Annotated in this window: 20 protein-coding genes; 10 read left to right on the top strand and 10 right to left on the bottom strand. The window is 66.0% G+C overall.

The features are described from left to right. Nucleotides 1-103 precede the first annotated feature (103 nt). The 3 genes from nrdI to nrdF all read left to right on the top strand — a co-directional run bounded on the left by nrdI (nucleotide 104) and on the right by nrdF (nucleotide 3,709). Nucleotides 104-520 carry a class Ib ribonucleoside-diphosphate reductase assembly flavoprotein NrdI gene (nrdI, locus tag J2X60_RS17090; protein ID WP_022906556.1) on the top strand — a complete coding sequence of 139 codons (417 nt, stop codon included), beginning with the start codon at nucleotides 104-106 and terminating at the stop codon, nucleotides 518-520. 17 nt (nucleotides 521-537) lie between these two features. After that, a complete protein-coding gene (gene nrdE, locus J2X60_RS17095) occupies nucleotides 538-2,643 on the top strand; it encodes a class 1b ribonucleoside-diphosphate reductase subunit alpha (RefSeq protein WP_309889180.1) in 2,106 nt (701 codons plus the stop codon). Nucleotides 2,644-2,734: 91 nt separating this feature from the next. Then, nucleotides 2,735-3,709: a class 1b ribonucleoside-diphosphate reductase subunit beta gene (gene nrdF, locus J2X60_RS17100; RefSeq protein ID WP_071303048.1), complete on the top strand. Its 975-nt coding sequence runs from the start codon at nucleotides 2,735-2,737 to the stop codon at nucleotides 3,707-3,709. Nucleotides 3,710-4,479: 770 nt separating this feature from the next. Here the strand turns inward: nrdF and J2X60_RS17105 are convergent. After that, the gene (locus J2X60_RS17105) at nucleotides 4,480-5,637 is read right to left on the bottom strand and encodes a hypothetical protein (protein ID WP_309889182.1); all 1,158 of its coding nucleotides are present in this window, start codon (nucleotides 5,635-5,637) and stop codon (nucleotides 4,480-4,482) included. Between the two features lie 81 nt (nucleotides 5,638-5,718). Between J2X60_RS17105 and J2X60_RS17110 the strand changes: the two genes are divergently transcribed. Further along, nucleotides 5,719-5,904 (top strand): hypothetical protein, encoded by a 186-nt coding sequence (locus tag J2X60_RS17110; RefSeq protein WP_309889184.1) that lies wholly within the window; start codon nucleotides 5,719-5,721, stop codon nucleotides 5,902-5,904. Nucleotides 5,905-6,030: 126 nt separating this feature from the next. Here the strand turns inward: J2X60_RS17110 and J2X60_RS17115 are convergent, their stop codons facing one another. After that, nucleotides 6,031-8,325 (bottom strand): hypothetical protein, encoded by a 2,295-nt coding sequence (locus tag J2X60_RS17115; protein WP_309889186.1) that lies wholly within the window; start codon nucleotides 8,323-8,325, stop codon nucleotides 6,031-6,033. Nucleotides 8,326-8,979: 654 nt separating this feature from the next. On the opposite strand from J2X60_RS17115, the gene J2X60_RS17120 reads away from it, so the two are divergent. After that, nucleotides 8,980-10,065, top strand: a complete 1,086-nt coding sequence (locus tag J2X60_RS17120) for a PIN domain-containing protein (protein WP_309889188.1) — start codon at nucleotides 8,980-8,982, stop codon at nucleotides 10,063-10,065. 76 nt (nucleotides 10,066-10,141) lie between these two features. On the opposite strand, the gene J2X60_RS17125 is transcribed toward J2X60_RS17120, so the two are convergent. Further along, on the bottom strand, nucleotides 10,142-10,705 hold the full coding sequence (locus J2X60_RS17125) for a hypothetical protein (protein WP_309889190.1): 564 nt from the start codon (nucleotides 10,703-10,705) through the stop codon (nucleotides 10,142-10,144). A gap of 1,321 nt (nucleotides 10,706-12,026) precedes the next feature. On the opposite strand from J2X60_RS17125, the gene J2X60_RS17130 reads away from it, so the two are divergent. After that, nucleotides 12,027-12,908 (top strand): hypothetical protein, encoded by an 882-nt coding sequence (locus J2X60_RS17130; RefSeq protein ID WP_309889192.1) that lies wholly within the window; start codon nucleotides 12,027-12,029, stop codon nucleotides 12,906-12,908. A 71-nt stretch (nucleotides 12,909-12,979) separates the two neighbouring features. Here the strand turns inward: J2X60_RS17130 and J2X60_RS17135 are convergent, their stop codons facing one another. From J2X60_RS17135 to J2X60_RS17155, 5 genes are all read right to left on the bottom strand, one after another. Further along, nucleotides 12,980-13,831, bottom strand: coding sequence for a CPBP family intramembrane glutamic endopeptidase (locus tag J2X60_RS17135; protein WP_309889194.1), 852 nt, complete (start codon nucleotides 13,829-13,831; stop codon nucleotides 12,980-12,982). 145 nt (nucleotides 13,832-13,976) lie between these two features. Then, nucleotides 13,977-14,417: a hypothetical protein gene (locus J2X60_RS17140; RefSeq protein WP_309889200.1), complete on the bottom strand. Its 441-nt coding sequence runs from the start codon at nucleotides 14,415-14,417 to the stop codon at nucleotides 13,977-13,979. After that, on the bottom strand, nucleotides 14,417-14,917 hold the full coding sequence (locus J2X60_RS17145) for a hypothetical protein (RefSeq protein ID WP_309889202.1): 501 nt from the start codon (nucleotides 14,915-14,917) through the stop codon (nucleotides 14,417-14,419). The genes J2X60_RS17140 and J2X60_RS17145 overlap by 1 nt, the downstream gene beginning before the upstream one ends. Before the next feature lie 209 nt (nucleotides 14,918-15,126). Continuing rightward, nucleotides 15,127-16,176: a methionine synthase gene (locus tag J2X60_RS17150; protein ID WP_309889204.1), complete on the bottom strand. Its 1,050-nt coding sequence runs from the start codon at nucleotides 16,174-16,176 to the stop codon at nucleotides 15,127-15,129. 20 nt (nucleotides 16,177-16,196) lie between these two features. After that, a complete protein-coding gene (locus J2X60_RS17155; RefSeq protein ID WP_309889207.1) occupies nucleotides 16,197-17,156 on the bottom strand; it encodes a putative oxygenase MesX in 960 nt (319 codons plus the stop codon). A 75-nt stretch (nucleotides 17,157-17,231) separates the two neighbouring features. Between J2X60_RS17155 and J2X60_RS17160 the strand changes: the two genes are divergently transcribed. Beyond that, nucleotides 17,232-18,173 (top strand): LysR family transcriptional regulator, encoded by a 942-nt coding sequence (locus J2X60_RS17160; RefSeq protein WP_309889209.1) that lies wholly within the window; start codon nucleotides 17,232-17,234, stop codon nucleotides 18,171-18,173. A gap of 48 nt (nucleotides 18,174-18,221) precedes the next feature. On the opposite strand, the gene J2X60_RS17165 is transcribed toward J2X60_RS17160, so the two are convergent. Together J2X60_RS17165 and J2X60_RS17170 are read right to left on the bottom strand one after the other, a co-directional pair. Next, a complete protein-coding gene (locus J2X60_RS17165; protein WP_309889212.1) occupies nucleotides 18,222-18,767 on the bottom strand; it encodes a DUF664 domain-containing protein in 546 nt (181 codons plus the stop codon). Further along, nucleotides 18,764-19,741 carry a serine hydrolase domain-containing protein gene (locus J2X60_RS17170; RefSeq protein ID WP_309889214.1) on the bottom strand — a complete coding sequence of 326 codons (978 nt, stop codon included), beginning with the start codon at nucleotides 19,739-19,741 and terminating at the stop codon, nucleotides 18,764-18,766. Before J2X60_RS17170 ends, J2X60_RS17165 begins: the two co-directional genes overlap by 4 nt. Nucleotides 19,742-19,834: 93 nt before the next feature. On the opposite strand from J2X60_RS17170, the gene J2X60_RS17175 reads away from it, so the two are divergent. From J2X60_RS17175 to J2X60_RS17185, 3 genes are all read left to right on the top strand, one after another. Then, nucleotides 19,835-21,742, top strand: coding sequence for an ABC transporter ATP-binding protein (locus J2X60_RS17175; protein WP_309889216.1), 1,908 nt, complete (start codon nucleotides 19,835-19,837; stop codon nucleotides 21,740-21,742). Nucleotides 21,743-21,849: 107 nt separating this feature from the next. Further along, a complete protein-coding gene (locus J2X60_RS17180; protein WP_309889218.1) occupies nucleotides 21,850-22,422 on the top strand; it encodes a DUF2510 domain-containing protein in 573 nt (190 codons plus the stop codon). A gap of 148 nt (nucleotides 22,423-22,570) precedes the next feature. Beyond that, on the top strand, nucleotides 22,571-23,692 hold the full coding sequence (locus J2X60_RS17185; protein ID WP_309889220.1) for a GDSL-type esterase/lipase family protein: 1,122 nt from the start codon (nucleotides 22,571-22,573) through the stop codon (nucleotides 23,690-23,692). Nucleotides 23,693-23,840: the final 148 nt, after the last annotated feature.

A 23,840-nucleotide genomic window follows, 5' to 3' on the forward strand; every position in this document is an offset into this window, starting at 1 on the left:
CCCACGTCCGCGGGTGGTGACCCGAGCTCGTTCAGGAGGCTCGGATCACCACCGCAGGACACCCACGGTCCGTCTGTCCGCACCTTCTCATCGGAGGGGCACCATGAGCCGACTGGTCTACTTCTCGAGCGTGTCCGGGTACACCGCACGCTTCGTCGAGAAGCTCGGCCGTGACGCGGACCGGATCCCGCTCTACCCGAACGACCCGTTCCTCCACGTGGACGAGCCGTACGTGTTGGTGCTGCCCACCTACGGTGGCGGCAACGGGCAGGGAGCGGTCCCCAAGCAGGTCATCAAGTTCCTGAACGACGAACGCAACCGCTCGCTCATCCGCGGTGTGATCGTCGGGGGCAACACGAACTTCGGCGAGGCCTACGGTCTCGCGGGGGACGTCATCGCACGCAAGTGCAACGTCCCCGTCCTCTACAGATTCGAACTCTTCGGGACTCCTGACGACGTGTCAGCGGTCAACACAGGATTGGATGCATTTTGGACGCAGCAGTTGCAGACGTCGATCTGACGTCGCCGCAGACGGGGATGGACTACCACTCCCTCAACGCGATGCTCAACCTCTACGACGCGGACGGGAACATCCAGTTCGACAAGGACCGTGAAGCCGCGAAGCAGTTCTTCCTGCAGCACGTCAACCAGAACACCGTCTTCTTCCACAACCTGAAGGAGCGGCTCGACTACCTGGTCGAGAACGAGTACTACGAGCGCGAGACGATCGACATGTACTCGCTGGACTTCATCCAGAAGCTCAACGACCTGGCGTACTCGAAGAAGTTCCGGTTCCAGACGTTCCTCGGTGCGTTCAAGTACTACACGAGCTACACGCTCAAGACGTTCGACGGCAAGCGCTACCTCGAGCGCTTCGAGGACCGCGTCGTGATGACCGCCCTCGGCCTCGCACAGGGCAACGAGCAGCTCGCGATCGACCTCGTGGAAGAGATCATCGCCGGCCGCTTCCAGCCCGCGACCCCGACGTTCCTCAACACCGCGAAGGCCCAGCGCGGCGAGCTCGTCTCCTGCTTCCTCCTCCGCATCGAGGACAACATGGAGTCGATCTCGCGCGGCATCAACTCCTCGCTGCAGCTCTCGAAGCGCGGCGGCGGCGTGGCCCTGCTCCTCTCCAACATCCGCGAGGCCGGCGCCCCGATCAAGCAGATCGAGAACCAGTCCTCGGGCATCATCCCCGTGATGAAGCTGCTGGAAGACTCCTTCTCCTACGCGAACCAGCTCGGTGCGCGTCAGGGTGCCGGCGCGGTCTACCTCAGCGCCCACCACCCGGACATCATGCGGTTCCTCGACACCAAGCGTGAGAACGCCGACGAGAAGATTCGTATCAAGACGCTGTCCCTCGGCGTCGTCGTGCCGGACATCACGTTCGAGCTCGCGAAGAACAACGAGGACATGTACCTCTTCTCGCCGTACGACGTCGAGAAGGTCTACGGCATCCCGTTCGGCGACGTCCCGATCTCCGAGAAGTACCGCGAGATGGTCGACGACTCGCGCATCAAGAAGACGAAGATCAAGGCGCGCGACTTCTTCACCACCATCGCCGAGATCCAGTTCGAGTCGGGCTACCCGTACATCGTGTTCGAGGACACGGTGAACAAGGCCAACCCGATCAAGGGTCGGATCAACATGTCCAACCTGTGCTCGGAGATCCTGCAGGTCAACACCCCGACGACGTTCAACGAGGACCTCTCGTACAACGAGATCGGCAAGGACATCTCCTGCAACCTCGGCTCGCTGAACATCGCGCTGACGATGGACTCGCCGGACTTCGGTCGCACCATCGAGACCGCCATCCGCGGCCTCACGTCGGTGTCGCAGATGTCGCACATCACGTCGGTCCGCTCCGTCGAGGACGGCAACGACAAGTCGCACGCCATCGGCCTCGGCCAGATGAACCTGCACGGCTACCTCGCTCGTGAGCGCGTGTACTACGGCTCCGAAGAGGGCATCGACTTCACGAACATCTACTTCTACACGGTGCTGTTCCACGCCCTTCGCGCGTCGAACAAGATCGCGATCGAGACCGGCGAGACCTTCGACGGGTTCCGCGACTCGAAGTACGCGTCGGGCGAGTTCTTCGACAAGTACACCGACCAGGCGTGGACCCCCGCCACGGCTCGCGTCGCCTCGCTCTTCGACAACGCGAACATCACGATCCCGACGCAGGACGACTGGAAGGCGCTGAAGGCGTCCATCCAGGAGCACGGCATCTACAACCAGAACCTGCAGGCCGTCCCGCCGACCGGTTCGATCTCGTACATCAACCACTCGACGTCGTCGATCCACCCGATCGCGTCGAAGATCGAGATCCGCAAGGAAGGCAAGCTCGGTCGCGTCTACTACCCGGCGCCGTTCATGACGAACGACAACCTGGACTACTACCAGGACGCGTACGAGATCGGCCCGGAGAAGATCATCGACACGTACGCCGCGGCGACGCAGCACGTGGACCAGGGCCTGTCCCTGACGCTGTTCTTCAAGGACACCGCCACCACGCGCGACATCAACAAGGCACAGATCTACGCATGGCGCAAGGGCATCAAGACGATCTACTACATCCGTCTGCGCCAGCTCGCCCTCGAGGGCACCGAGGTCGAGGGCTGCGTCAGCTGCATGCTGTAGAGCCCGCCGCTCTGCATTCTGGAGGCGCGGTGCCAGCCCGCACCGCGCCTCCAGTCCCGTAATCATCACCATCTCTTGAAGGAAACGTGCGTTGGTCGAGAAGCTGAAGCTCATTGATCGGGTCCAGGCCATCAACTGGAACCGCATCCAGGACGACAAGGACGTCGAGGTCTGGAACCGCCTCGTCAACAACTTCTGGCTGCCCGAGAAGGTGCCGCTGTCGAACGACGTGCAGTCGTGGAACACCCTGACGCCGGCCGAGCAGAAGCTGACCATGCGCGTCTTCACCGGCCTGACGCTCCTGGACACCATCCAGGGCACCGTCGGCGCCGTGTCGCTCATCCCCGACGCGATCACCCCGCACGAAGAAGCCGTCTACACGAACATCGCGTTCATGGAGTCGGTGCACGCCAAGAGCTATTCGTCGATCTTCTCGACCCTTGCGTCGACGCCAGAGATCGATGAAGCCTTCCGCTGGTCCGAGGAGAACCCGAACCTGCAGAAGAAGGCCCAGATCGTCATGGACTACTACCAGGGCGACCAGCCGCTGAAGCGCAAGGTCGCTTCGACGCTGCTCGAGTCGTTCCTGTTCTACTCCGGGTTCTACCTGCCGATGCACTGGTCGTCGCGGGCGAAGCTGACGAACACCGCCGACCTCATCCGCCTGATCATTCGTGACGAAGCCGTTCACGGGTACTACATCGGGTACAAGTACCAGAAGGGGCTCGAGCAGCTCACGCAGGCCGAGCGTGACGAGCTGAAGGACTACACGTTCTCGCTCCTGTTCGAGCTGTACGAGAACGAGGTGCAGTACACGCAGGACCTCTACGACGAGGTCGGGCTGACCGAGGACGTCAAGAAGTTCCTGCACTACAACGCCAACAAGGCGCTGATGAACCTGGGCTACGAGCCGATGTTCCCGAAGAACATCACGGACGTGAACCCGGCCATCCTGTCCGCCCTGTCGCCGAACGCCGACGAGAACCACGACTTCTTCTCGGGGTCGGGGTCGTCGTACGTGATCGGCAAGGCTGTGAACACTGAGGACGAGGACTGGGACTTCTGAGTCTGGTCTGATTCGTGGAGGCGCCCCGTTGGCTTTGACCCGACTGCCTCCTACTTGGCCGTTGAGCGTGTGAGTGAGGTTGGCCACTCGGAAGTGAAGTTGGCCATGGTCGCTTGGAGTTGGCCAATTTCTGCTGGTGCGGTGTTTTGCGGTGTGGCTGGGCTGAGTGGGGCTGCAGTCCGACTGTCGAGCGATCTCGGATCCACGTGTCGGGGAAGGTTGGATGTGATGCCTAGGACTACCCGTCCTCGTCCTGTGGATCTCGCGCCGGCTCCTTGGCCGGACCAGGCGAGTGAGGACCCGTTGGGCGAGTTTGCTCGTCGGTGGGTGCTTCGTCTCTTGGATGTGATCGGTGATCGGTCTATTCGGTCGGTCGCGGATGATGCGGGACCCGACCACCGTCGAGGAAGTGCTTCGCGACCTGCCAGGCCAAAGCAACCAGTGCGACGCAGAGGCTCACTAAGGCGACAAGTAGCGCCAGTGTTGCAACGGGGGTGTCGAACAGCTCAGGGGCAGCTGGAGCGGTAGGCATCTTCAGATCTTCCCATTCCGGGCTGCCTTCGGTGTTGCGTCGGTTTCGGCTTTCGCCGGCCGGCCCCGCCTGAGCCGTGGGTTCCGGAAGCAAGGACTACCGCCCGCCGCGGAGAGCCCGAGTCCCCTGGAGCTGGTACTCGTCCTACCAAGTCGCGGCGAGCCGACGATGCACTACCGCGTGGGAGTGCGGCGTACAGGATATGGCTTCGGGGCGGACCGAAGTCCCAGTCGATGCATCATTCGAGGGCTTCTCGGATGCCGTCGGAGAGGCGGCGCCAGAAAGTTCTGTTGGTGTCCACTTTGAGGCGCTCGAGCTCGTCAATGCGCCTCGCTGTCTGGTTCTTGTTGTATGACAGCGAGCTGCCTTCGAACGCGACGAGTGCTCCTCGAAGGGACCATGCCCAGCGTCCTGCCGACGGTTGCTTCGAGGCCCACCGTCTACGGAACCCCACGGGCGACAGGAGTCCGAAGATCAGGAAAGCCAATGTCGCTGGCTCGGCGTTTGGGACGATAGTGAGCAGATTGACAAACCCGAGGAGTAGCAACAGGACGTATAGCACGGTCGCGACAGTGCTGGTCCACCACTTACTGCGTTTGCTCTTGATTACTAGATTGCCGGATGTAATCCCCGCGAACATGATCAACCCGCCTGCGCTGAAGATTGTTGAGATCAGCGTTGCCGGGAGGAAGCCGTCCAGCGCCGGCGCCGGCGCCGTCGTGGTCGCGGTCGCGGTCAGGCCGACGACCAGTCCGATGACCGCCGCGCGAAGGACGATGCTGGTCAGAGCAATTGAGATGTCCGGGAGTGGGAGCCGCTCGAGGCGGTTCGACCCACGTCGGATGGGGGCGTGCCGTCCCAGTGCGGTTATTCGTGCCTCCACGGACTTGAGCTGCGCGCGGGCGTTCTCGAGTTGCTTACCGTGGGCTGATACAACGAAACGGCTCACCTCGATACCGAGCGTCCAGGTTGCCACTGTGGTCGGGACGATGACGACCAGGAGTGGGATCAGCTTGGAGTGGGCGGTTGTGCCAGCGATCGCGAAGATGCACAGCGCCATCGCGGACATGGCGAGCGCTGCGCCCATGACGCCAACACTTCGACGCACGCGAGCTCGTTCAGCGGTGTCCTTGAACGCGCTTTGTCCACCGAGCGAGATGCCGTAGAGGACGAGCGCGAGGGCGACATACGTCAGGAGCGTCTCCGGGGTTGCATCGCGGAGCGTCCATCCCCATGTTGCCATCCAATCGAGTCGTCCCGCCTGGGAGTCCTTTGCGGTCCATGGTCCCGTCGAGAACAATGCGATCTCGACGAACACGCCAAGAACGATGAGTCCGACAAGCGAGTGGGCATACAGCCGACGGATAGGCAGCGGATCGGGGTCGCTCGTTGTCACGACCAAAAAGTCTAATGGTGCGGCGGTCTGTGGGTTGGTACCGCAGGTTTGACGCTGCCACAGTACGAGAGAGCCGTCCGCGTGCCCGCAGCCGCCGCTCTCGTGCAAACAGCCATGGACGGGTTTGAGCACGGACAAGCGCTGACGGCGTGCGGAGATTTCGCCGCTGCGCGAGGTCGGCCGCTGGCCATGGCGAAATCGATCACCGTCGGTTCTCTCAGCGCCGTTCCCGTCGACCGGTTCGACGCCGGCGAAACGCGCGATTGAAGGTCAAGCGCCAAGCTCTCCCGTTCGGTGTATCACCGCAGTCACGGGAGCTCCAAGCGGCTCTTCGGTGCACGAACACGAGCGTGTCGTGAGGGCCGGGGTGTGGCGATGCCGACCCTGCGGCGGTCAACCGTCGATGCTCGGCCCGCCTGTGCGAAGCATTTCGAACAGTGCCGCGATCGCGACGTTTGAATTGTCACCGTCGTAGGAGTTCGGGAGGCGACGCACGTCGCTGTTCGGGTCGTCGACCTCTGGTTCCGGCATCTTCGCGATGCGTTCTCGCAACTCGTCGGCGTCGCTGCCGATGTCAATGCCGAGGTCGCTGGTGACGTTTTCGAGCTCCTCGAGCGCTTCCATCATGCTCGTCGGTGACCCCCACGCCCACGGAATCGCATTCAGTTCGTCTTGCACCGCATCGACGACCGCGGAAGTGATGTGAATAGAGTCGATGCGCCGTCGAAGCTGGAAGTCCAGGTACGAGAATTCACGGAGGTCGTCGGTGGTTGACACAGCTAAGGCACCGATTGTGGCGGCTACCTCGGCGCGTTCCTGCGACCACTCCTCGTCAATTCCGTCAAGCAGCGTGGCCAATTCGAACGCGGCCGCGGGTGTCGGGTTATCAAGCGGCTCGAGCTCGCCGTCGAGGAACTCCAACGCCTCCTTGAACGCGTCCGGTAGAGCAGATGAGACAGATGACGACAACAATTTCAGGATCCCCGCGACAGCAACCAGCGCGTCCAAGCGTTCCTCAACGGTCATACAGTCGATCCGCGGCCCAGGTCTGGTCCGCTCCGCCTGCTCCGCCGTCGTCGAGGCTTCACTGAGCAGCGCGACGGTCCTTTGCTCAACGGCCGTCGTTTCGTCCTCGTTGAGTCCGTTTCCGTCATCACGTGACCGTTGTCGGAGCATGTACTCGATCTGGCGAAGTGATGACGCGTGCTGGAGTGCCGAAGCGAACAGCGCCGGTTCCTTGAGACGATCGAGGAGGAAATCTCGGCGACTCGCATCAAACAAAGCAATATGCGTCTCGTTGCCGAGCGTCGCTATCCGGATCCACGTCCCCTCAAGCATACGGAGAGCAGGCGTGTAGTCCCGCGGATCGTCTTCAGCGGACATCAACCGTGACAGGGAGCGTTCCGGCAGCGACCGGCTTGGGTCGATGGCAAGATGCAACACAATCCGGAACGCCAATCCGGACAGCTGCTTGAAGCTCCCCGACCAGATGGAGTCCGGATGGTTCAGCGCATCAAGAAGCAACGTGTACAGATCGTCGACCGTCGAAGGACGTTGCAGCAGCACCGACTCCAGCAGCCGCGGGTTGAAGCCTGGGTGATCCACGACGTCGCGATAGCGGAGGTCGTCGGCGAAGCCAGGAAGCACGTCAGAGCCTTCATACGAGACATAGAGATGGTTGACGAGCATCTGCGCACGTTGGCTGCGGGTGATCTCCGACAGCCGCACACGCACAGGCGTCTGAGACTCGAGCGCGCGAGCCACACGGTCGTCCCCGCTATGCAGTGCCGTGTTGAGCACCTGCTCGCGCGTGGTCATCACCAGCAACGCGTTCCGTGATGGGGAGCGCTGCAGCGTTCGGATCAGCTGCCCGAGCTCGCTGCTTTCGTTCTTACCGAGTTCGACAGTGGCGTTCTGGCCGAGGAAGTCGTCGTAGTAGAACACGACCTTTTCCTCCGGATCGCGGAGGTGCCGCCATGCCTGCGCAACGTCCGAAGTGAGCTGGACGACCTTGTATCCAGCCGCCCAATGATTGATCAGCAGCATCTCCGCAAGAGTGCTCTTCCCAACGCCGGGTGGACCGGCGACCATGACCACGTGATGCTCGCGCAGCGCATCGTATGCCACGCCATACACGGGCGTATGCACCCAGACGCGGACATGCTCGCGCACACCTTGCATGAACGCTTCGTTGCGTTCCCATTCGCCGGAGCCGACGATGCGTTCGAACACCTCCGCGCTGTTGAGCCACAGTTTGAAGTGGTGGCGTTCAACCTGGGGAGCAGACACCAGCGCAGTGTTGATGCGACCTCGCGTCCACACATAGCTGCTGTCCGGAACGAGCTGTCCGAGAGCGGCAGCAACCTCGTCCACCCCGTCCGGGCTGAGATCAGCGGAGGTCGCGAAGTAGTAGCCCGTCAATTCCTGGCCCGGCTTAGTGAACCCCGGATTCTGCGCCTTCAGGAGCTCCTTTGCCGCCGCGGCCGCCATCGTCGCCCGGGATGCGTCAGGGCGATGTTTACACTGCGCGACGATGACGTCCGCTCCTAGGACGCTGCGACAGTCGATTCCGCCGTCGCGACCGACAGCGAACGTCGTGAACACGCGACCTGCCTCCGCGTTGAGCAGATCGCGGATGAGCGCCTCAAAGTCGATTGGAGACAGCCCCCGGAAGTCGTAATCCGCCACGAAGCGAATCTACCGGACCGGAGGAAAGGAAGCACTGCCGGAGGCAAGCGCACGCAGTGACGAACGGTCCAGGAAGCACGAGTCAAGTAGACCTGGCCTGCGTTCAGCATTCACCTGTGACGGTGGCGGGATTTCGCGTATGCCTGTGGGGTACGCCGCGGGGGGTGGCCGTGACAGCCGCGGTGAGTTGCGGTGAGCCGGCGTCGAAGACACGGGCTTCCCGGTCATGATGCAGGTGCAGTATTCATCAGCCTGTTCGTCCGTCCGCACCGACGCGTGGAAACCGCGGCGTCCTTCATTGTCAGCGAAGTGTTAGCGGACGCGTCAAAATACCCTGGCGCGTGCAGCCTCGCAGTCACCGCTGGGGATGCCGAGAGGGAGGTCTGGCTGGTGGTCATCGACGATGGTGTTGGCGGGGCGCTACGGATAACCGGTAGCGGCCCGGACGGCTCCGGGAGCGGGCGACGAATCTCGGCGGGTCGTTTCGCGTTGAGAGTCCGAGGGGCGGTCCAACTTTGCTGCTATTCACCGCGCCACTGGGCAGCGACCCGTGATTGCGGTCGCAGGTTCGACCGTCACGGTCGTGGTTGCTCCGTTCGCTCGCGGATGGCGCCCCGGACCGTCGCTGTGCCGGAACGGCGGTAGTGTTCAGCGGTGCGGATCGCCATCTACCCGGACAGCAACGCGTTCTTCGCCGACCGGTTTCTACGCCGGCCGTACAGTGCGGAGTTCCTCGAAGCACTCGACGGTGGGGACGTGCAACTGTTCCTCCCGCCGACGGTGCTCGCCGAAACGCTGCGGCAAGCGCGTGAGGCAGCAGCGGAACGGACCCGGCAGCTGAAGAGCGCATTCCGACGCTCCGACGCGCAGTCCAACGTGAACGGTGACGCTGTTCGCGCTGCCATCAACGAGTACACGGACGCGGTCATCGGTGAAGCGGAAACAGCGCTCGGGCTGCTGCTTGCCCATCCGGCGGTGACGGTCCTGGATCAAGCAACGGTTCTCGCCGAAGACCTCGTCGCCCGTGAGTTGGACCGTCGTCGGCCGTTCCTCGACAAGAGCGCGGGCAGTGTCGGGTTCCGGGACGCCATGATCTGGTTCAGCATGGTCGAGCATTTCGACGTGCTCTCGGAAGACCACATCGTCATCCTCACGAACGATGGCGGCTTCCTCGCCAACGACAAGCAGTCCCTACATCCTGATCTCCTCGACGATCTCGACGCGTGGGGAATTGAGCGCAGCCGTGTGCACACGCAGCCAGATCTGCAGCACGCGACGATTGAACTGCGCCGATTGCGGCACGTCATCAGTGAACGGGAGGCGGCGCTCACGTCCGCGGTGGTCTCCTTCACGCAGGCGCTCGCGCATGCTCCGTGGGGGACGTCTCAACCGTTCGGACCGTTTACGCGTTCCATCGCCGCACCACCCTCGTTGCTGCACAATCCAGTGGTGACCGCTATCGAGGACGTCGCCGTGCAGAGCATCGGAGACGGCGAGTGGGCTACGTGTGTCGCCCACGCAACAGTGGTGTTCCGCGGGCGAATTCGCGCGTCGGACCTCGGGGACATCGCCGGCGCGGAAGTGAGTGTCGGCGACGGCGGTGATGATGACGACTGGTGGTTGGAAGCCACCACCCGCTCGCGGGTTAGCGTCACCGTCGACGTCGAACTCGACCCGGATGACGGCACGACGACGGTGCAAGAATTCGGGGTCGCGTTCCTACCCGATGGCACGCCCTGAGCGCGGTCTGCGCTGCGCGGCGTTCAGCACGCAGGTGATGCGGCACCTGCGCTTGCGCCATCGCGCGGTCTCCGATTCAGTCCCGGTCGGTTAAGGGCTCGTCCGCTGGCTCTTCGGGGTCCTGGGACGGCTTCTTCGAGGTGCCGGGACGAAGCCGTCGCAGGCCAGGACATGCAGTGCCCACCCACCACTGCCGGATCCGCGGGGCGGCTGTGACGACACCGATCGCGGCTGCCGCGACGAGTAAGGCACCGACGGCGAGGATCAGTGCACGGTTCCGATCGTCGTCGGAGCCGGCTGAGGGCGTGTGCTCGTCGGAGGGTTCCGGCTCGTTGTCGTCGAGTTCATTCGCGGCTCGTTTCGAGGTGGCGATCGCGTCGCGGAGCTCACGCTTGCGCTCGTCGTCGATGACGAGCTCATCGGCGATGCGTTCGTCCCACTTCCGGGTCGTCCAATACCGGTTGTAGTGGCTATAGCCGCCGGTACCGCGGTGGTGGTCCTCCTCGGACGCGAACTCTGCACCCTTTTCCGTCACTCCGTACGCAGACGGTTCTCCGTAAAGGAACCCTTCCTCTTTGAGGATGAAGTTCATCTCCTGCGCAGACAGACCGAACTCACGTCCGAGGACGGTTGCTGACACGTGCATGTTCTAACCTGTTCGACGGGCTCGGATGGGGGGCGTTGCGGAGTACGTTCAGTGTAGGAGCGCCAGCACCCGAAGGCATGCCCCCGGACGGGGACATGCGGTTCAACGCAACGGCAACCACTGCCGGCCTACCCGGCGGACCGCCGGACCATGGGCGGGGAGGAAAACGCTGGTATGTGGCAGTGCTTCCGCTGAGCCCACGGCACCATCCTGATCCGCGGTGAAGTACGACGGGATCAAACGCGGCCGCGGCTCCTATCGACGCGCTTGCCTGTCGTAGTGCGTGACGATGGCGTCCCCGGTGACAAGGGCATCTGCCGCCCGAATCAGGGACCGGTGTATCCCGTGCTGCGGCCATTCGCTGGAAGAGTGCAACGTTGCGACACGTCCGATGGGATGACGTCAGGAGTCGACCTCAGGATTCGCGACATGCGATCCGCCGGCAACTGCCACCTGCGCACGGTTCAGCCGTCGAACGTCTCCGCACCTTCGGCGTTGGTCTTTCACGGCGGAACGGATTCCCCACAAGCTCGACGGCGATCGGCGTCGACATCTCGACGGGTGCCGGTGCCGCGGTCCTGAGCCACCAGTTCGCGGGTGTCACCGTCGCCGGAATCATGGCTGTTGGGTTGCCGTCCTCGCTGTCGTTGGCCACGCTGCGTTCTAAGGGCCAACAGTCGCAACGGGCCGTCCGCACCATCATCGATCATCACTACCGGTCGCAGCCCGAAACGTGACGCCGAATCGGTGGCAGGCTGCTGTTAGGGCCGAACCGGTTCATCCCCGCGGCCGTTACTGCGAACTGCGTCACCCTTGCGTACCGTCGACCGCTTGAGAAGGAGTGATGATTGCGATATCCACCCGAAGGTTCGGCGGCCGCCGCCACGATCGCGAGGAAAGCCGAGTCCCGCCCGGGCAGACAACGGTCGCGGATTCGCCAGTGCTCTCCGTCGGAGGGGCACCAGAGATGAGCCCGGATAACTGATCGTTCGATCGCGACTGCGGACAGCGGGGTCGGTCATGGTCCTGGGACGACCCTCGGCAGCCGAATCGAAGACGTCTCCGCCGATACTCACTTCGTCACCCACCGCTGGACGAACTCGACATGCCCTGGCGAGGAGCGCCGTTCGAGCGGTTCTTCGACCAGGTGGCGGCATCGTCATACAAGATGAGGACCGGCCAGGCGTCTGAATGAACGCCGGCTACAACATGCACGGCGACCCGTGGAAATGGAAAGAGAAACGCTACTGGTGATTGTCACTCCGCACCGCACGATGCCGAACACCGCGACCATCGAAATAGAGGAACTGATCCGATGACTGACGAACCCGCCTCTGAGAGGACTGTCGCGTCCGCCGTCCTGCACACCCTGTTCGCCGGTGAACCCACACCGTTCGATGAACGCGACAACGTCATCGCGGCAACCTCTCAACGGTGGCAGCAGATGGGGCCCAAGGCGAAGTTCTCGGAAGGGCATGGGCCAATCAACGGACTGCCAGACGGTCGTGTTCTTGAGGTGGTCGGCCATATGGCGGCTCTGGGTGAGCAACTAGGGCTTGCTCTCACCTGTAGCCGCGACGCGCACCGATGGCTCACCGAGAAAGCGACTTCCATCGGCCGGCCACTCGGAGCTCGCGCGCTCGCGGAGATGACCGGCTACTACGTCCTCAGCGCAAGCCACGGGCTGGCGAACATCACCCTCCGCGCGTTGCTGATCGGAAAGCCGATCAGACCACTTGTGGATGCTGCGTTCCCAGCGGCGAAGGGCTTCCCGCCGTTCTCGGAGGAACGGGACGCCTGGAAGAGCCTCAGCCCGTTCGTCGTCACGAAACTCTCCGACGTCGCCGATCAAGCAGGAGTGCCCGCAGCTGTGGACCTCGTGGCGGTCCTCAGCACGCTCAGCGGTGACAGCCGGTGGAAGGCACTCGACGCACGCCGCGGCGTGGACTTTCACCGATGGCGGCCGCAAAGCATCACTGGCGGGGTCGCGGCGAAGAACCCGTGGACGGCGCAGCCCGATGGTTCTCGGACGATGTCAGTCGGCATGCTCAGCGACTACGTCCCGCCGGAGCCTGGACTGCTCGTCGCCGAGGCAGACGATGCTCTCGACGCGTTGCACGAAGCGATGACGGTATGGGCGGATCAGTTCCCGACTGCGACGCGCGACCTTGGCGTTGCGTTGTTCAAGACGACGTAGCGGACCGGGGTATGGCGACGATGGACGCGGCGCTCCGTGCCTTCGTGCAGCGGTTCGGTGTGATCACCGGCTCACGGGTTGCCGCGTTCTGATTCCCGTCGCCGCCGAAGTCGAGCTGCCCGTAACGCGCCGGTCACGATCAAGAGCGTCATGACTATCCACCCGGTGATGGCGAGCGGCCCGACAAGGCGTTGGTCGAACGGCGGGAAGAGGATCGACTGGTACGTGGCGAAGCTGTTGAGCGCCGCGTGTGCGAGGACGCAGGGCAGAAGCGATCCGCTCGCAAGCCGGAGCCAGCCGATCAGCACGCCGGCACCGACGCAGCCGATCGTCATCATGACGATCCCGAGCGGGTCACGTTGTTCGTAGTTCAGGCCGAGCAGGATCGCGGGGGCGTGCCAGAGACCCCAGATCGCCCCGCTCAGGATGAGGGCCCATCCGGTGCCGAGCGGCAGCAGCTTCGGGAGGAGCCAGCCGCGCCAACCGATCTCCTCGCCCGTCGCAGCGATCGCTGTGATCGCTATCCCGATGGGGAGGTTCAGGAGTTGCAGCAGCGCAAGGAGCGCCATCGGCATCGGCGGCTCCTCACCCGTGAGCCGAACGATGAGGTCTCTTGCCACAGACCGTTCAGGGTCGAGGTGCACCCACCCGAACAGCAGGCCGAGGCCCCAGCTGCCCAGAACCAGCACTGCAGCTCCGGCGATGCCAGCGCCGGCGAAGTGCCAGCCCTGACGTGTGAAGAATCCAGTCAGTCCGAGCTCCACCAGGAGCGCTTTCCCGCGGTGACGCTGGAGGATGACCGCGACCAGCAGCGCTGCGAGGCCCGGTGTGAACATCATCGCCACGGTCGCGATGTACGCGCCGGGGCTTCCGACGGGATTCGAGAGATCCGCGCTCGCCCGGATCGCTGGCCAGAGCAGCACCCACGCTGCACCGTACGCCAGGCACACGAACACGATGACCGCACCCCGGGCCTGCCAGGAGTGCCCACCACGTTGCTGGTGCCACGGGCGAGTCCCCGACTGCTGCGATGAGCAAGGGGTTCCGTGTCCGCCCGGGCAGCTGCCGTCACTCCCGGGCACGACGCGCCTCGAGTCGTAGCAGGAGTGGATCGAGGCAGCGGTACCCACCGCACGCGATGGCCGCCGCTGTCAGCGCGCCGAGTGGGCTCTCGAGCGGAAGGAGAAGGGCGGCCATCAGCAGGAAGAACACCACCAGCTCCGCGATCGGACGCTGCAAGCGGGGACGGCCCGGCACCAAGACCGCTGTCCACCGGAGCGGCCGCTCACCGATGACCACCGCGAGGATGACGATCGCGATCAGCAACCCGAGCACCGCAATGGAGCTCAGGCCGGTACGGAGGCCGCCGAGGCCGGGCACCGCGCACGCGATGACGACGCCCACTGCAAGCGGAAGCGCCGCGAAGAGCAACGCTGCAAGCAGGAGGCCGAGGATCTGCAACCCGTCGAGAACGCCGAGCCGGGAGTCGTCGTCGCGTGGCGAGTGCATCAGAGGCCGACGAAGATGACGATCCACTGAGCGGCGGTGACTGCGACGTCGTAGGGCACACCCGCCTTCGTGAGCGCGAGCACGACTGCGCCCTGCTGGAACTGGTCGATCTCCTCAACAACGTTGATGATCCTGTTGACGTACGGACGGATCTTGGCCGGAAGCTTGTTCACCCCGTAGCGCAGCGCCTGGATGACGGCCTTCTTCGCGATCGTCGTCCAGATGTTCCGGGCACCGGATCCTGCGGTGGCGCCTCCGACATCGACGCGCTCAGCCATCCGGATCGACACGTCCGCACCTTCGAGGTCGCCAGCTGCACGGGCCCGCTCCGCGATCTCCCTCCAGTCTTCCGCGGACCAGCCGTTGATTCCCACGGTCTGCTGTGCAGAGGAGAGGCCGACCGGCGCAGCGGCGGCTGCTGCTGTGGTGGCGATCGGACCGCAGAGCAGTGCGGTGGTGACGAGCATCCCGGCGGCCATGGTGAAGGCGCGCTTGGTCATGTGGATTCCCCTTGTCTCGGCGTCGTTGCCGGATCTTCCAGAGCTGCGGGTCGCAGCGGCCCTATCTTGTCCGACGAAACGTAAAACGTCAATGTGAAGTACCGACGCATCGATGGGGCCGGAGATGCTAGGCGCACGCGGCGGACGCAACAACACGAACGGCGGCTCTCCTCCTTCCGGAAGAGAGCCGCCGTGGTGTCTCGAAGCGGTCAGCGAGCCGACGGGACCGCCGTGCCGACGAGCTCCGCCCGCACGATGTCCGCACCAGCGGACAGCGCACTGAGCTTCCCGAGCGCCGCACCCCGCGCCAGCGGCGCCATCCCGCAGTTCGAGCTGGGGATGAGCTTGTCCGCATCCACGAACTCGAGCGCCCGCCGCAGCACCTCCGCGACCTCGTCCGGGGTCTCGACGACCTCGGTCGCGACGTCGACCGCCCCGAGCATGACCTTCTTCCCCCGGATGAGCTCCACGAGGTCGAGCGGCACGTGGGAGTGGATGCACTCGAGCGACACGATGTCGATCGACGACTGCTGCAGGAGCGGGAACGACTGCTCGTACTGCCGCCACTCCGCCCCGAGCGTCTCCTTCCACTTGTTGTTCGCCTCGATGCCGTACCCGTAGCAGATGTGCACGGCGGTCTCGGCACGGAGGCCCTCGGTGGCGCGTTCGAGCGCGGCGACGCCCCAGTCCTGCACCTCGTCGTGGAACACGGTGAAGGCGGGCTCGTCGAACTGGATGATGTCGACGCCGGCGGCTTCGAGCTCCCGCGCTTCCTGGTTGAGGATGGTGGCGAACTCCCACGCCAGCTTCTCGCGAGACTTGTAGTGCTGGTCGGAGAGCGTGTCGATCATGGTCATCGGGCCGGGCAGCGCCCACTTGATCGGCCGGTCGGTCTGCGCGCGGAGGAACTTGGCGTCGTCGACGAACACCGGGGCGGGGCGACTCACGGCGCCGACGACCGTGGGGACGGCAGCGTCGTAGCGGTCGCGGATCCGGACGGTCTCCTTGCGCTCCTGGTCGATGCCCTCGAGGTGCTCGACGAACGTCGTGACGAAGTGCTGGCGGGTCTGCTCGCCATCGCTGACGATGTCGATCCCGCGGTGCTCCTGCTCGTGCACGGCGGATCGGAGTGCGTCCTGCTTGCCCTCGGTCAGGGCGGCGCCGTCGAGCTGCCAGGGGGACCAGAGGCGCTCGGGCTCGGCGAGCCAGGACGGCTTCGGCAGGCTGCCGACGATCGCGGTGGGGAGGAGAGAACTCATGGAGGTGACGGTCCAGACGGTCAGCGGGCGGGGACGGGCTCGGCAGCGAACTGCGAGAGGAGTGCGCGGTGTGGCGTCACGAGGTGCTCCTCGGTCCACCGGCCCTGGGTGATCCCGAGGCGGCTGCGCTCCCCGCGGTCGTAGGTGACCGGGGTGGGCGTGAAGTCGGTGTGGTCGAGGGTGGGGCGGTACGTGCTGCCGGCCGGGGTGTTCGCGGCGTAGATCTCCGGGCGGTAGATCTTCTGGAACGTCTCCATGGTGGCGATCGTCCCGATGAGCTGCAGGTCCGTGTAGTCACCGGTCAGGTCGCCGCGCGTGTAGAACGCGAGCGGGGCCGACGCTCCGGCGGGCTGGAAGTACCGGACCCGCATGCCCATCCGGCCGAAGTAGTCGTCGGTGAGCGAGGAGTGCTCGTGCTCGTACTCGGCGCCGAGGACGGGGTGGACGTACCCGGTCCGGCGGTAGGTCTGGCTCGTCGAGACGCTGATGCAGACGACGGGCTCGGCGGCGAACCCGTCGTGGAATGCCGACGACGAAAGGAACCGCTGGAAGAGCGCCCCGTGCAGCACACCGAAGTCGGACGGCAGGCCCTCGGACGACGGCAGCAGCACCGAGAAGTCGTAGTCGCGCAGGTACGACGAGAAGTTGTTGCCGAGGATGCCGTGGTGGTGCTCGCCGGTGTGCTGGTCGACGATCGTGACGTCGAGCATCTCGAGCAGCGGGAACTCGGCGTCCGATCCACCGTCGGAGAACTGCAGTGCGGCCGAGACGATGTCGAGCTGCAGGCGGTAGCGATCACCGGCAGCTGAGAGCTCGTTCGCGCGCTCGTCGATCATCGCCAGCGCAGCACGGAGGTTCTCCTGCCGGCGCTCGCCGCGCGCCAGGTTGGCGAAGTTCGTGGTCAGCCGGGAGCTGTCCGACGGGGAGTAGTCCTCGTCGAACCGGGTCCGGGTGATGCTGAAGGTGATCTCGCTCGCCATGATGCATCGATCATGGCGGGATCCCGAGGCCATCAGGTAATACCGAGACACTATGCGGTCGTATAGCCTCTGCCTATGACCCGGGTCTCGAACGACATCACCCTGCAGCAGCTCCGGTACTTCATCGAGGTCGCGACCGAGGGCTCGATGAGCGCCGCGGCCGATCTGCTCTACGTGTCGCAGCCGACCATGTCCGCGGCGATGAAGGACCTCGAGACACGGATCGGTCGCCCGCTCTTCACCCGTTCGGCCCGAGGCGTCGTGCTCACCGTCGACGGCGTCGAGTTCCTCGGGTACGCCCGGCAGGTCGTCGAGCAGGTCTCCCTGCTCGAGCAGCGGTACGTCGGGCGGCAGGCGTCGCGTCGGTTGCTCGGGGTGTCGGCGCAGCACTACTCGTTCGCCGTCGAGGCCTTCGTCCGGATGGTCGAGGCGGCGGCCGCGGACGAGTACGAGTTCTCGCTCCGCGAGACCCGCACCTGGGACATCATCGAGGACGTCCGCACCCTGCGGAGCGAGGTCGGCATCCTCTACCGCAACGACTTCAACAAGCAGGTCCTCGGCAAACTGCTGCGGGACGCCGGCGTCGTGTTCACCTCGCTGTTCGTCGCCCAGCCGCACATCTTCGTGTCCCGGCGGAACCCGATCGCGTCGCGGGAGCGGGCGACCCTCGCCGACCTCGCCGACCTGCCCCGACTCACGTTCGACCAGGGTGCGAACAACTCCTTCTACCTGGCGGAGGAGATCCTGTCGACGATGTCGAGCAAGCGCGAGATCCGGGTCTCGGACCGGGCGACGATCTTCAACCTCATGATCGGCCTCGGCGGGTACACGATCTCGACCGGGCTCATCAGCGACGACCTCGACCCCGAGATCGTCGCCATCCCGCTCGACGTCGACGAGCGCATCGAGATCGGGTGGATCGCGCACGCCTCGGTTCCCCTCACCGTGCAGGCGCAGGCGTACCTGGACGAGTTGCGGACGGTGGTCACGAGCTACGGCGTCGAGCCGCTCAGCTGACCACGCGACGGACGGGAGGCGCGGTGCCGGATGGAGCCGCGCCTCCCGTCAATCCCTGGTCACGTTGCCAGGTCGGCGCTGCGTGCGCCGAGCCGATTGCGTCGTGAACTCAGTGAGGACGAGGTGCTGGTGTCCGTCGATCAACTCGCGGTCGATGTCGAGGTGGCCGGCGTGCGTGGCGGTCTCGGTGATCACGTGCACCATCGTGGCCATGAGGTTCCGGTTCGGCGCCCCCGGGTAGGTCGCCCGTGCCTGGTCTGAGGGGAGCGCATCGAGCGGCGTGGACTCGATGACGGCGTCCGAACGTGCGCCCGCCGCTTCGTACGCCTCGACGACGGCGCGAGCATCAGGCCAGACGTCCGGATGCCAGACCTCGTCGTCCGTCGGCAGGTCGATCGCGACGTCAGCGACGACGCACTGGAACCAGAAGTGCTCCACGTCGTAGGTGAGGTGGCGGACCATCCCGAGCGGCGACCAACCTGACGGGAGCCTGGATCGCACCAATGTCTCGTCCGGCAGTCCGGAGAGCGTCGCAATCACGCGACGCCGCTGTCCACGCAGTTCCGTCAGCAGGATCTCCCGCACGTCGGTCATCGACCCGGGCTCCGGCGGAGTCGGTCGAGCGCGGGCCCGACCCCGTTCGACTCATTGCTGAGCACTGCGACGTCGACGTCCCACGTCGGCACGTGGGCGAGCACCGACTGGAACCCGGGATTGTCGCCGGGTACGAACCACCCGTCGACACCGAGGACCCGACCCGTGAACGTTCCGTACCCGTAGGCGGTCGCGGAGAGTTCCACACCGGACGGATCAGGCCGATCGAGCTGGACCTGCGGTGACGTCATCGCTGTCGTCAGTTCCGGGCTGAGGAGCGCGCCGGTCCGGAGCGCGTGACCGAATCGCGCCAGGTCGTCCGTCGTCGTCCACAGGTCCCCGGTGCCGGGCAGATCCGTGAACGCAGGTTCGACCGTGATGGGTACCCCGTCGGAGTGGCCCACCGCTGCGCCGGGCACCGCGAACAGCCCCGAGGTCGTGTGGCGCATCCCGACAGGGTCCAGGACCGCTTCGTCGACGGCATCGGCGTAGGGGGCGTCCGTCACGGCTTCGATGACCCGGGCGACCAAGAGGAACCCGGGCCCGCTGTAGCGCCAACGGCGTCCGGGCGGATCCTCCGGCCGGCTGCGAACGGTCAGGCGGAGGAGCTCGTCGCGCGTCGGCGGCACTTCGAGCACAGGTGGCAACCCCTCGAGGTCGCCCCAGTGACCGAGACCGGACGTGTGGCTGAGAAGGTGGTGCAGGGTGACGTTCCGCAAGTCGCGCGGGAGGTGCGGGAGGTGCGCGGCGATCGGTTCGTGGAGTCCGATGCGTCCCGTGTCGACGAGCCTCAGCGCGACCACCGACATCACTTGCTTGCTGATCGACCCGGCTTGGAACCGAGTCCCCGGCGTGCACGGAGGCGAGCCCGGGCCGGCGGTCCGCCCGACAGCGTGCCGCTCGATCGGTCTCCCACCTCGAGTGACGAGCATCGTCCCGGACCACACGTCCGGCGACGCGACCTCGCTGTCCATCCCTGCACGCTACCGCGGGCGGCGCGGGGCGCACCGGACCGCCGTATCCTGGCTGCCGGCCCGCGTCGACTCCGCGGTGCGGAGGGAACTGCCATGAGCATGGAAGGCGCGGCCTGGAGCTCGCTCTACAAGATCTCCACCGCCAAGGACGGCAGGAACGGGATCTCCCGCGAGTCGCTCCGGCGCATCATGACGTTCGCGACGCCGTACCGCGCCAAGCTCGTGGTCTTCATCGCGCTCTCGATCGTCGGCGCGTTCCTCGCGGTCGCGACTCCGGTGCTCGCCGGCCAGGTGGTCGACGTCATCGCCGCTCGTGGCGCGGTCGGCACGATCGTCTGGCTCGCGGTGGTCATCGCCGTCGTCGCCGTGGCCGACGCTGCCTCGTCGCTCGCGACCCGGTGGTACTCCGCCCGCATCGGTGAAGGGGTGATCCTCGACCTGCGTACCGCGGTGTTCGACCACGTGCAGAAGATGCCGATCGCCTTCTTCACCCGGACCCGCACGGGCGCGCTCGTCAGCCGCCTCAACAACGACGTGATCGGGGCGCAGCAGGCGTTCAGCGGCACGCTGTCCGGCGTGGTCACGAACCTCGTTGCCCTCGTCCTCACGCTCGCCGTGATGCTCAGCACGTCCTGGCTCGTGACGGTGATCGCGGTGCTCATGCTGCCGGTGTTCCTCGTGCCCGCCCGCCGCATGGGCGGTCGACTCGCGGCCCTGCGTCGCGAGGCCGCCGACCACAACTCGGCGATGAGCACGCAGATGACCGAGCGCTTCTCCGCACCCGGAGCCACCCTCGTGAAGCTCTTCGGTCGGCCGGAGGAGGAGTCCGAGGAGTTCCGCGTCCGTGCGGCGCGCGTCCGGGACATCGGTGTGCGCACCGCGATGCTGCAGTTCGTCTTCGTCACCGCCCTGACGCTCGTCGCGGCCCTCGCCCTCGCCCTCGTGTACGGCCTCGGCGGGGTCCTCGCGCTCGGCGGCCAGCTGAACACCGGTGACGTGGTCACGCTCGCGCTCCTGCTCACCCGGTTGTACGTGCCGCTGACCAGCCTCGCGAACGCCCGCGTCGAGATCATGAGCGCGGTCGTCAGCTTCGAGCGGGTGTTCGAGGTGCTCGACCTCGAACCGCTCATCCAGGAGAAGCCCGGTGCCGTGACCGTGCCGGACGGTCCGGTCGCGGTGGAGTTCGACGACGTCCGGTTCGCCTACCCCTCCGCCGACCGGGTGTCGCTGGCCTCGCTCGAGGAGGTCTCCACGCTCGACACCCGCGGCGGGGACGAGGTCCTGCACGGCATCTCGTTCCGGATCGAGCCCGGCCAGACCGTGGCGCTCGTCGGGACCTCGGGCGCGGGCAAGTCCACGATCGCGCAGTTGCTCTCGCGGCTCTACGACGTCGACCAGGGCGCCGTCCGGCTCGCCGGCGAGGACGTCCGTGACGTGACCTTCGAGTCCCTGCGCCACACGATGGGCATGGTGACGCAGGACGGGCACCTGTTCCACGAGACCATCCGCTCGAACCTGCGACTCGCGCGGCCCGACGCCTCCGACGACGAGGTGTGGGACGCGGTCCGCCGCGCGCGCCTCGAGACGCTGATCCGGTCCCTGCCGGACCAGCTCGACACGATGGTGGGGGAGCGCGGCTACCGGCTGTCCGGCGGCGAGCGGCAGCGGATGACGATCGCGAGGCTCCTGCTCGCCCAGCCACGGGTGGTCATCCTCGACGAGGCCACGGCGGCACTCGACTCCACGTCGGAGGCTGCCGTCCAGGCTGCGCTGAGCGAGGCGCTCGAGGGACGGACGGCGATGGTGATCGCGCACCGCTTGTCGACCATCCGGAGCGCGGACCAGATCCTCGTCGTCGAGGACGGCTCGATCGTGGAGCGCGGGACGCACGAGGAGCTGCTCGCGGCGGGCGGGCGCTACGAGGAACTGCACCGGACGCAGTTCGCGGTGCAGCAGGACGTCGCTCCGGACGAAGCGGTTCGGTCGCGCGCCGAGGTGTGACCAGGACCTGAGCCATCCGTCATGCCGTGGTTCGCGGCGGTCACCGCCGTGCTGCACTACGGTCGGCACGGGGGCTGACGCTCCCGTCGAACTCCGAGGAGCGCACCGTGTCGTCACCGACGCCGCCAGGCTGGTACCCCGATCCGTCAGGTCAGCACGCCACCCGGTGGTGGGACGGCACCCAGTGGACCGCGCAGGTCGGCCCACCGATCTCGCAGCTGCCGCGTCCGCGGCTCCCCGACCAGGTGCCGACGGACACCTGGTTCGTCTGGGTCCTCGCGCTGCTCCCGCTGCTCTCCCTCCCCGTCACCTTCCTCTACGAGCCGCAGGTCCGGTACGGCGTCGGTCCGGGAGGCGTCCGGACGGTGGACCCGACCTCGATCTACACCGCCGGGTACTTCCTGCTGCAGGCGTTCTCCGTGCTCCTGTACGCCGCGAACGTCGTGCTCGCGTTCTTCGACCACCGGGTCCTCGGCCGCCGGGGTGTCATCCGGCCGTTCTCGTGGCCGTGGGCGTTCCTGTCGCCGATCGTCTACGTCATCGGCCGGTACGTGGTCGTCCGCAAGGTCGCACCCGGACGGCCCATGTGGCCGCTGTGGATCAGCATCGCCGTGTACGTCATCGGCATCATCGTCGGGATCGGTCGGGCCGTCGCGGTGTTCCAGCAGGTGCTCCCGTAGTCGTCCGGTCTCGAGCTCCGCGAGCGGGGCGCGTAGCATTGCCCGACCCGGCGCTCGGTCGCGGTCCACACCCCAACGCACGGGAGGCAACGTGAACGGCCCACTGGGGAGCACTGTTCGTGGACGGCGTCGAGGGGGAGCCCGGGTCGTGGCCGGCGTGGCCGTCGCCCTCCTGGCGATCGTCGTGTCGGGGTGCTCCACGCAGACGGCCCCGAAGGCCGCCGATCCCCTCGCCACCTGGAACGCGGCCGTGGCCGACCGGGCCGATGAACCCGCGAACTGGGTCGCCCTGGGAGACTCGATCACCGAGGGGCAGGGTGCCTCCGCCCGCTCCACCCGGTGGATGGACCTCACGCTCGACGGGCTCCGCACGCAGCACCCGACGGACGGTGTCACCGGTGGCGCCGGGTACCTCCCGGCACAGTTCGCCGTGTACGGCCCGGACTCGACATGGGGTGACTGGGCGACGGCGAGCACGGGCTCGAGCCAGTTCGACGCCACCGCACCCGACCTCGGCTACCGATCGGTCGCGATGCAGGCAGGCGCTTCGCGCACCTATGCCTTCACGGGCACCGGGATCGACATCTGGTGGGCGCGCTACCCCGGGTCCGGCGACTTCACCTACAGCGTCGACGGATCCGCACCGGAGACCGTCACCACGACGGGGAATGCCAGCACCGGCACGACGACGACGGTGGACGGGTTGTCGAGCGGCGAGCACACGGTGACCGTCACCGCTGTCTCGCCGTTCTCCCTGCTGGGGTTCACGATCTTCGACGGCGACCGGGCCAAGGGCATCCACCGCTACGACTCCGCCCACTCCGGAGCGACGATCGCGACGTTCACCGAGGACCAGAAGGGCTTCCTGACAGCGATGCGTCGTGCTGCCCCGGACCTCATCACGATCACGCTGGGTGGCAACGACGCGTCGAAGCTCACCCCCGAGGAACTCGGGACGCAGTACGTGGCGTTCCTGAAGGCGCTCGCGGCACTCCCCACGAAACCCTCGCTGCTCGTGATCGGTGAATTCGACCCGGCCTCGAGCATGACGGACGGCATGGGGAGCCCGTGGTCGACCTACCTCGCCGAGATCGAGAACGCCGCAGCGAAGGGTGGCGCTGCCTTCGTCGGCCTGGCGGACGCTCTCCCGCAGGCCGACCACTCCGGCACGGGGATCTACTCGACGGACGGCATCCACCCGAACGACTCCGGTCAACGGCGGATCGCGAAGCTCGTGCTCGCCACCCTGGCTGCGCACGAGGACGACTGACGGACTGGAGGCGGGGGGGCCCCGGGGCCCCCCCCCCCCCGGGGGGGGGGGGGGGGGGGGGGGGGGGGGCCCGCCGGGGCCCCCCCGCCCCCGGGCGCAAGCGGGGCCGGGACCCCCATTGGGGTGTTATGCGGGAGCCGCCCGGACA

Origin of the sequence: Curtobacterium sp. 320, from assembly GCF_031455235.1 — a bacterium.
Taxonomy (GTDB): Bacteria; Actinomycetota; Actinomycetes; order Actinomycetales; family Microbacteriaceae; genus Curtobacterium.

Excerpts from the sequence above, each read along its gene's own strand:
- J2X60_RS17175 (WP_309889216.1), top strand. The coding sequence starts at position 19,835 with ATGAGCATGGAAGGCGCGGCCTGGAGCTCGCTCTACAAGATCTCCACC.
- J2X60_RS17170 (WP_309889214.1), bottom strand. The coding sequence starts at position 19,741 with ATGGACAGCGAGGTCGCGTCGCCGGACGTGTGGTCCGGGACGATGCTC.
- nrdE (WP_309889180.1), top strand. The coding sequence starts at position 538 with ATGGACTACCACTCCCTCAACGCGATGCTCAACCTCTACGACGCGGAC.
- J2X60_RS17150 (WP_309889204.1), bottom strand. The coding sequence starts at position 16,176 with ATGAGTTCTCTCCTCCCCACCGCGATCGTCGGCAGCCTGCCGAAGCCG.
- J2X60_RS17145 (WP_309889202.1), bottom strand. The coding sequence starts at position 14,917 with ATGACCAAGCGCGCCTTCACCATGGCCGCCGGGATGCTCGTCACCACC.
- J2X60_RS17165 (WP_309889212.1), bottom strand. The coding sequence starts at position 18,767 with ATGACCGACGTGCGGGAGATCCTGCTGACGGAACTGCGTGGACAGCGG.
- J2X60_RS17160 (WP_309889209.1), top strand. The coding sequence starts at position 17,232 with ATGACCCGGGTCTCGAACGACATCACCCTGCAGCAGCTCCGGTACTTC.
- nrdI (WP_022906556.1), top strand. The coding sequence starts at position 104 with ATGAGCCGACTGGTCTACTTCTCGAGCGTGTCCGGGTACACCGCACGC.
- J2X60_RS17155 (WP_309889207.1), bottom strand. The coding sequence starts at position 17,156 with ATGGCGAGCGAGATCACCTTCAGCATCACCCGGACCCGGTTCGACGAG.
- J2X60_RS17140 (WP_309889200.1), bottom strand. The coding sequence starts at position 14,417 with ATGCACTCGCCACGCGACGACGACTCCCGGCTCGGCGTTCTCGACGGG.
- J2X60_RS17130 (WP_309889192.1), top strand. The coding sequence starts at position 12,027 with ATGACTGACGAACCCGCCTCTGAGAGGACTGTCGCGTCCGCCGTCCTG.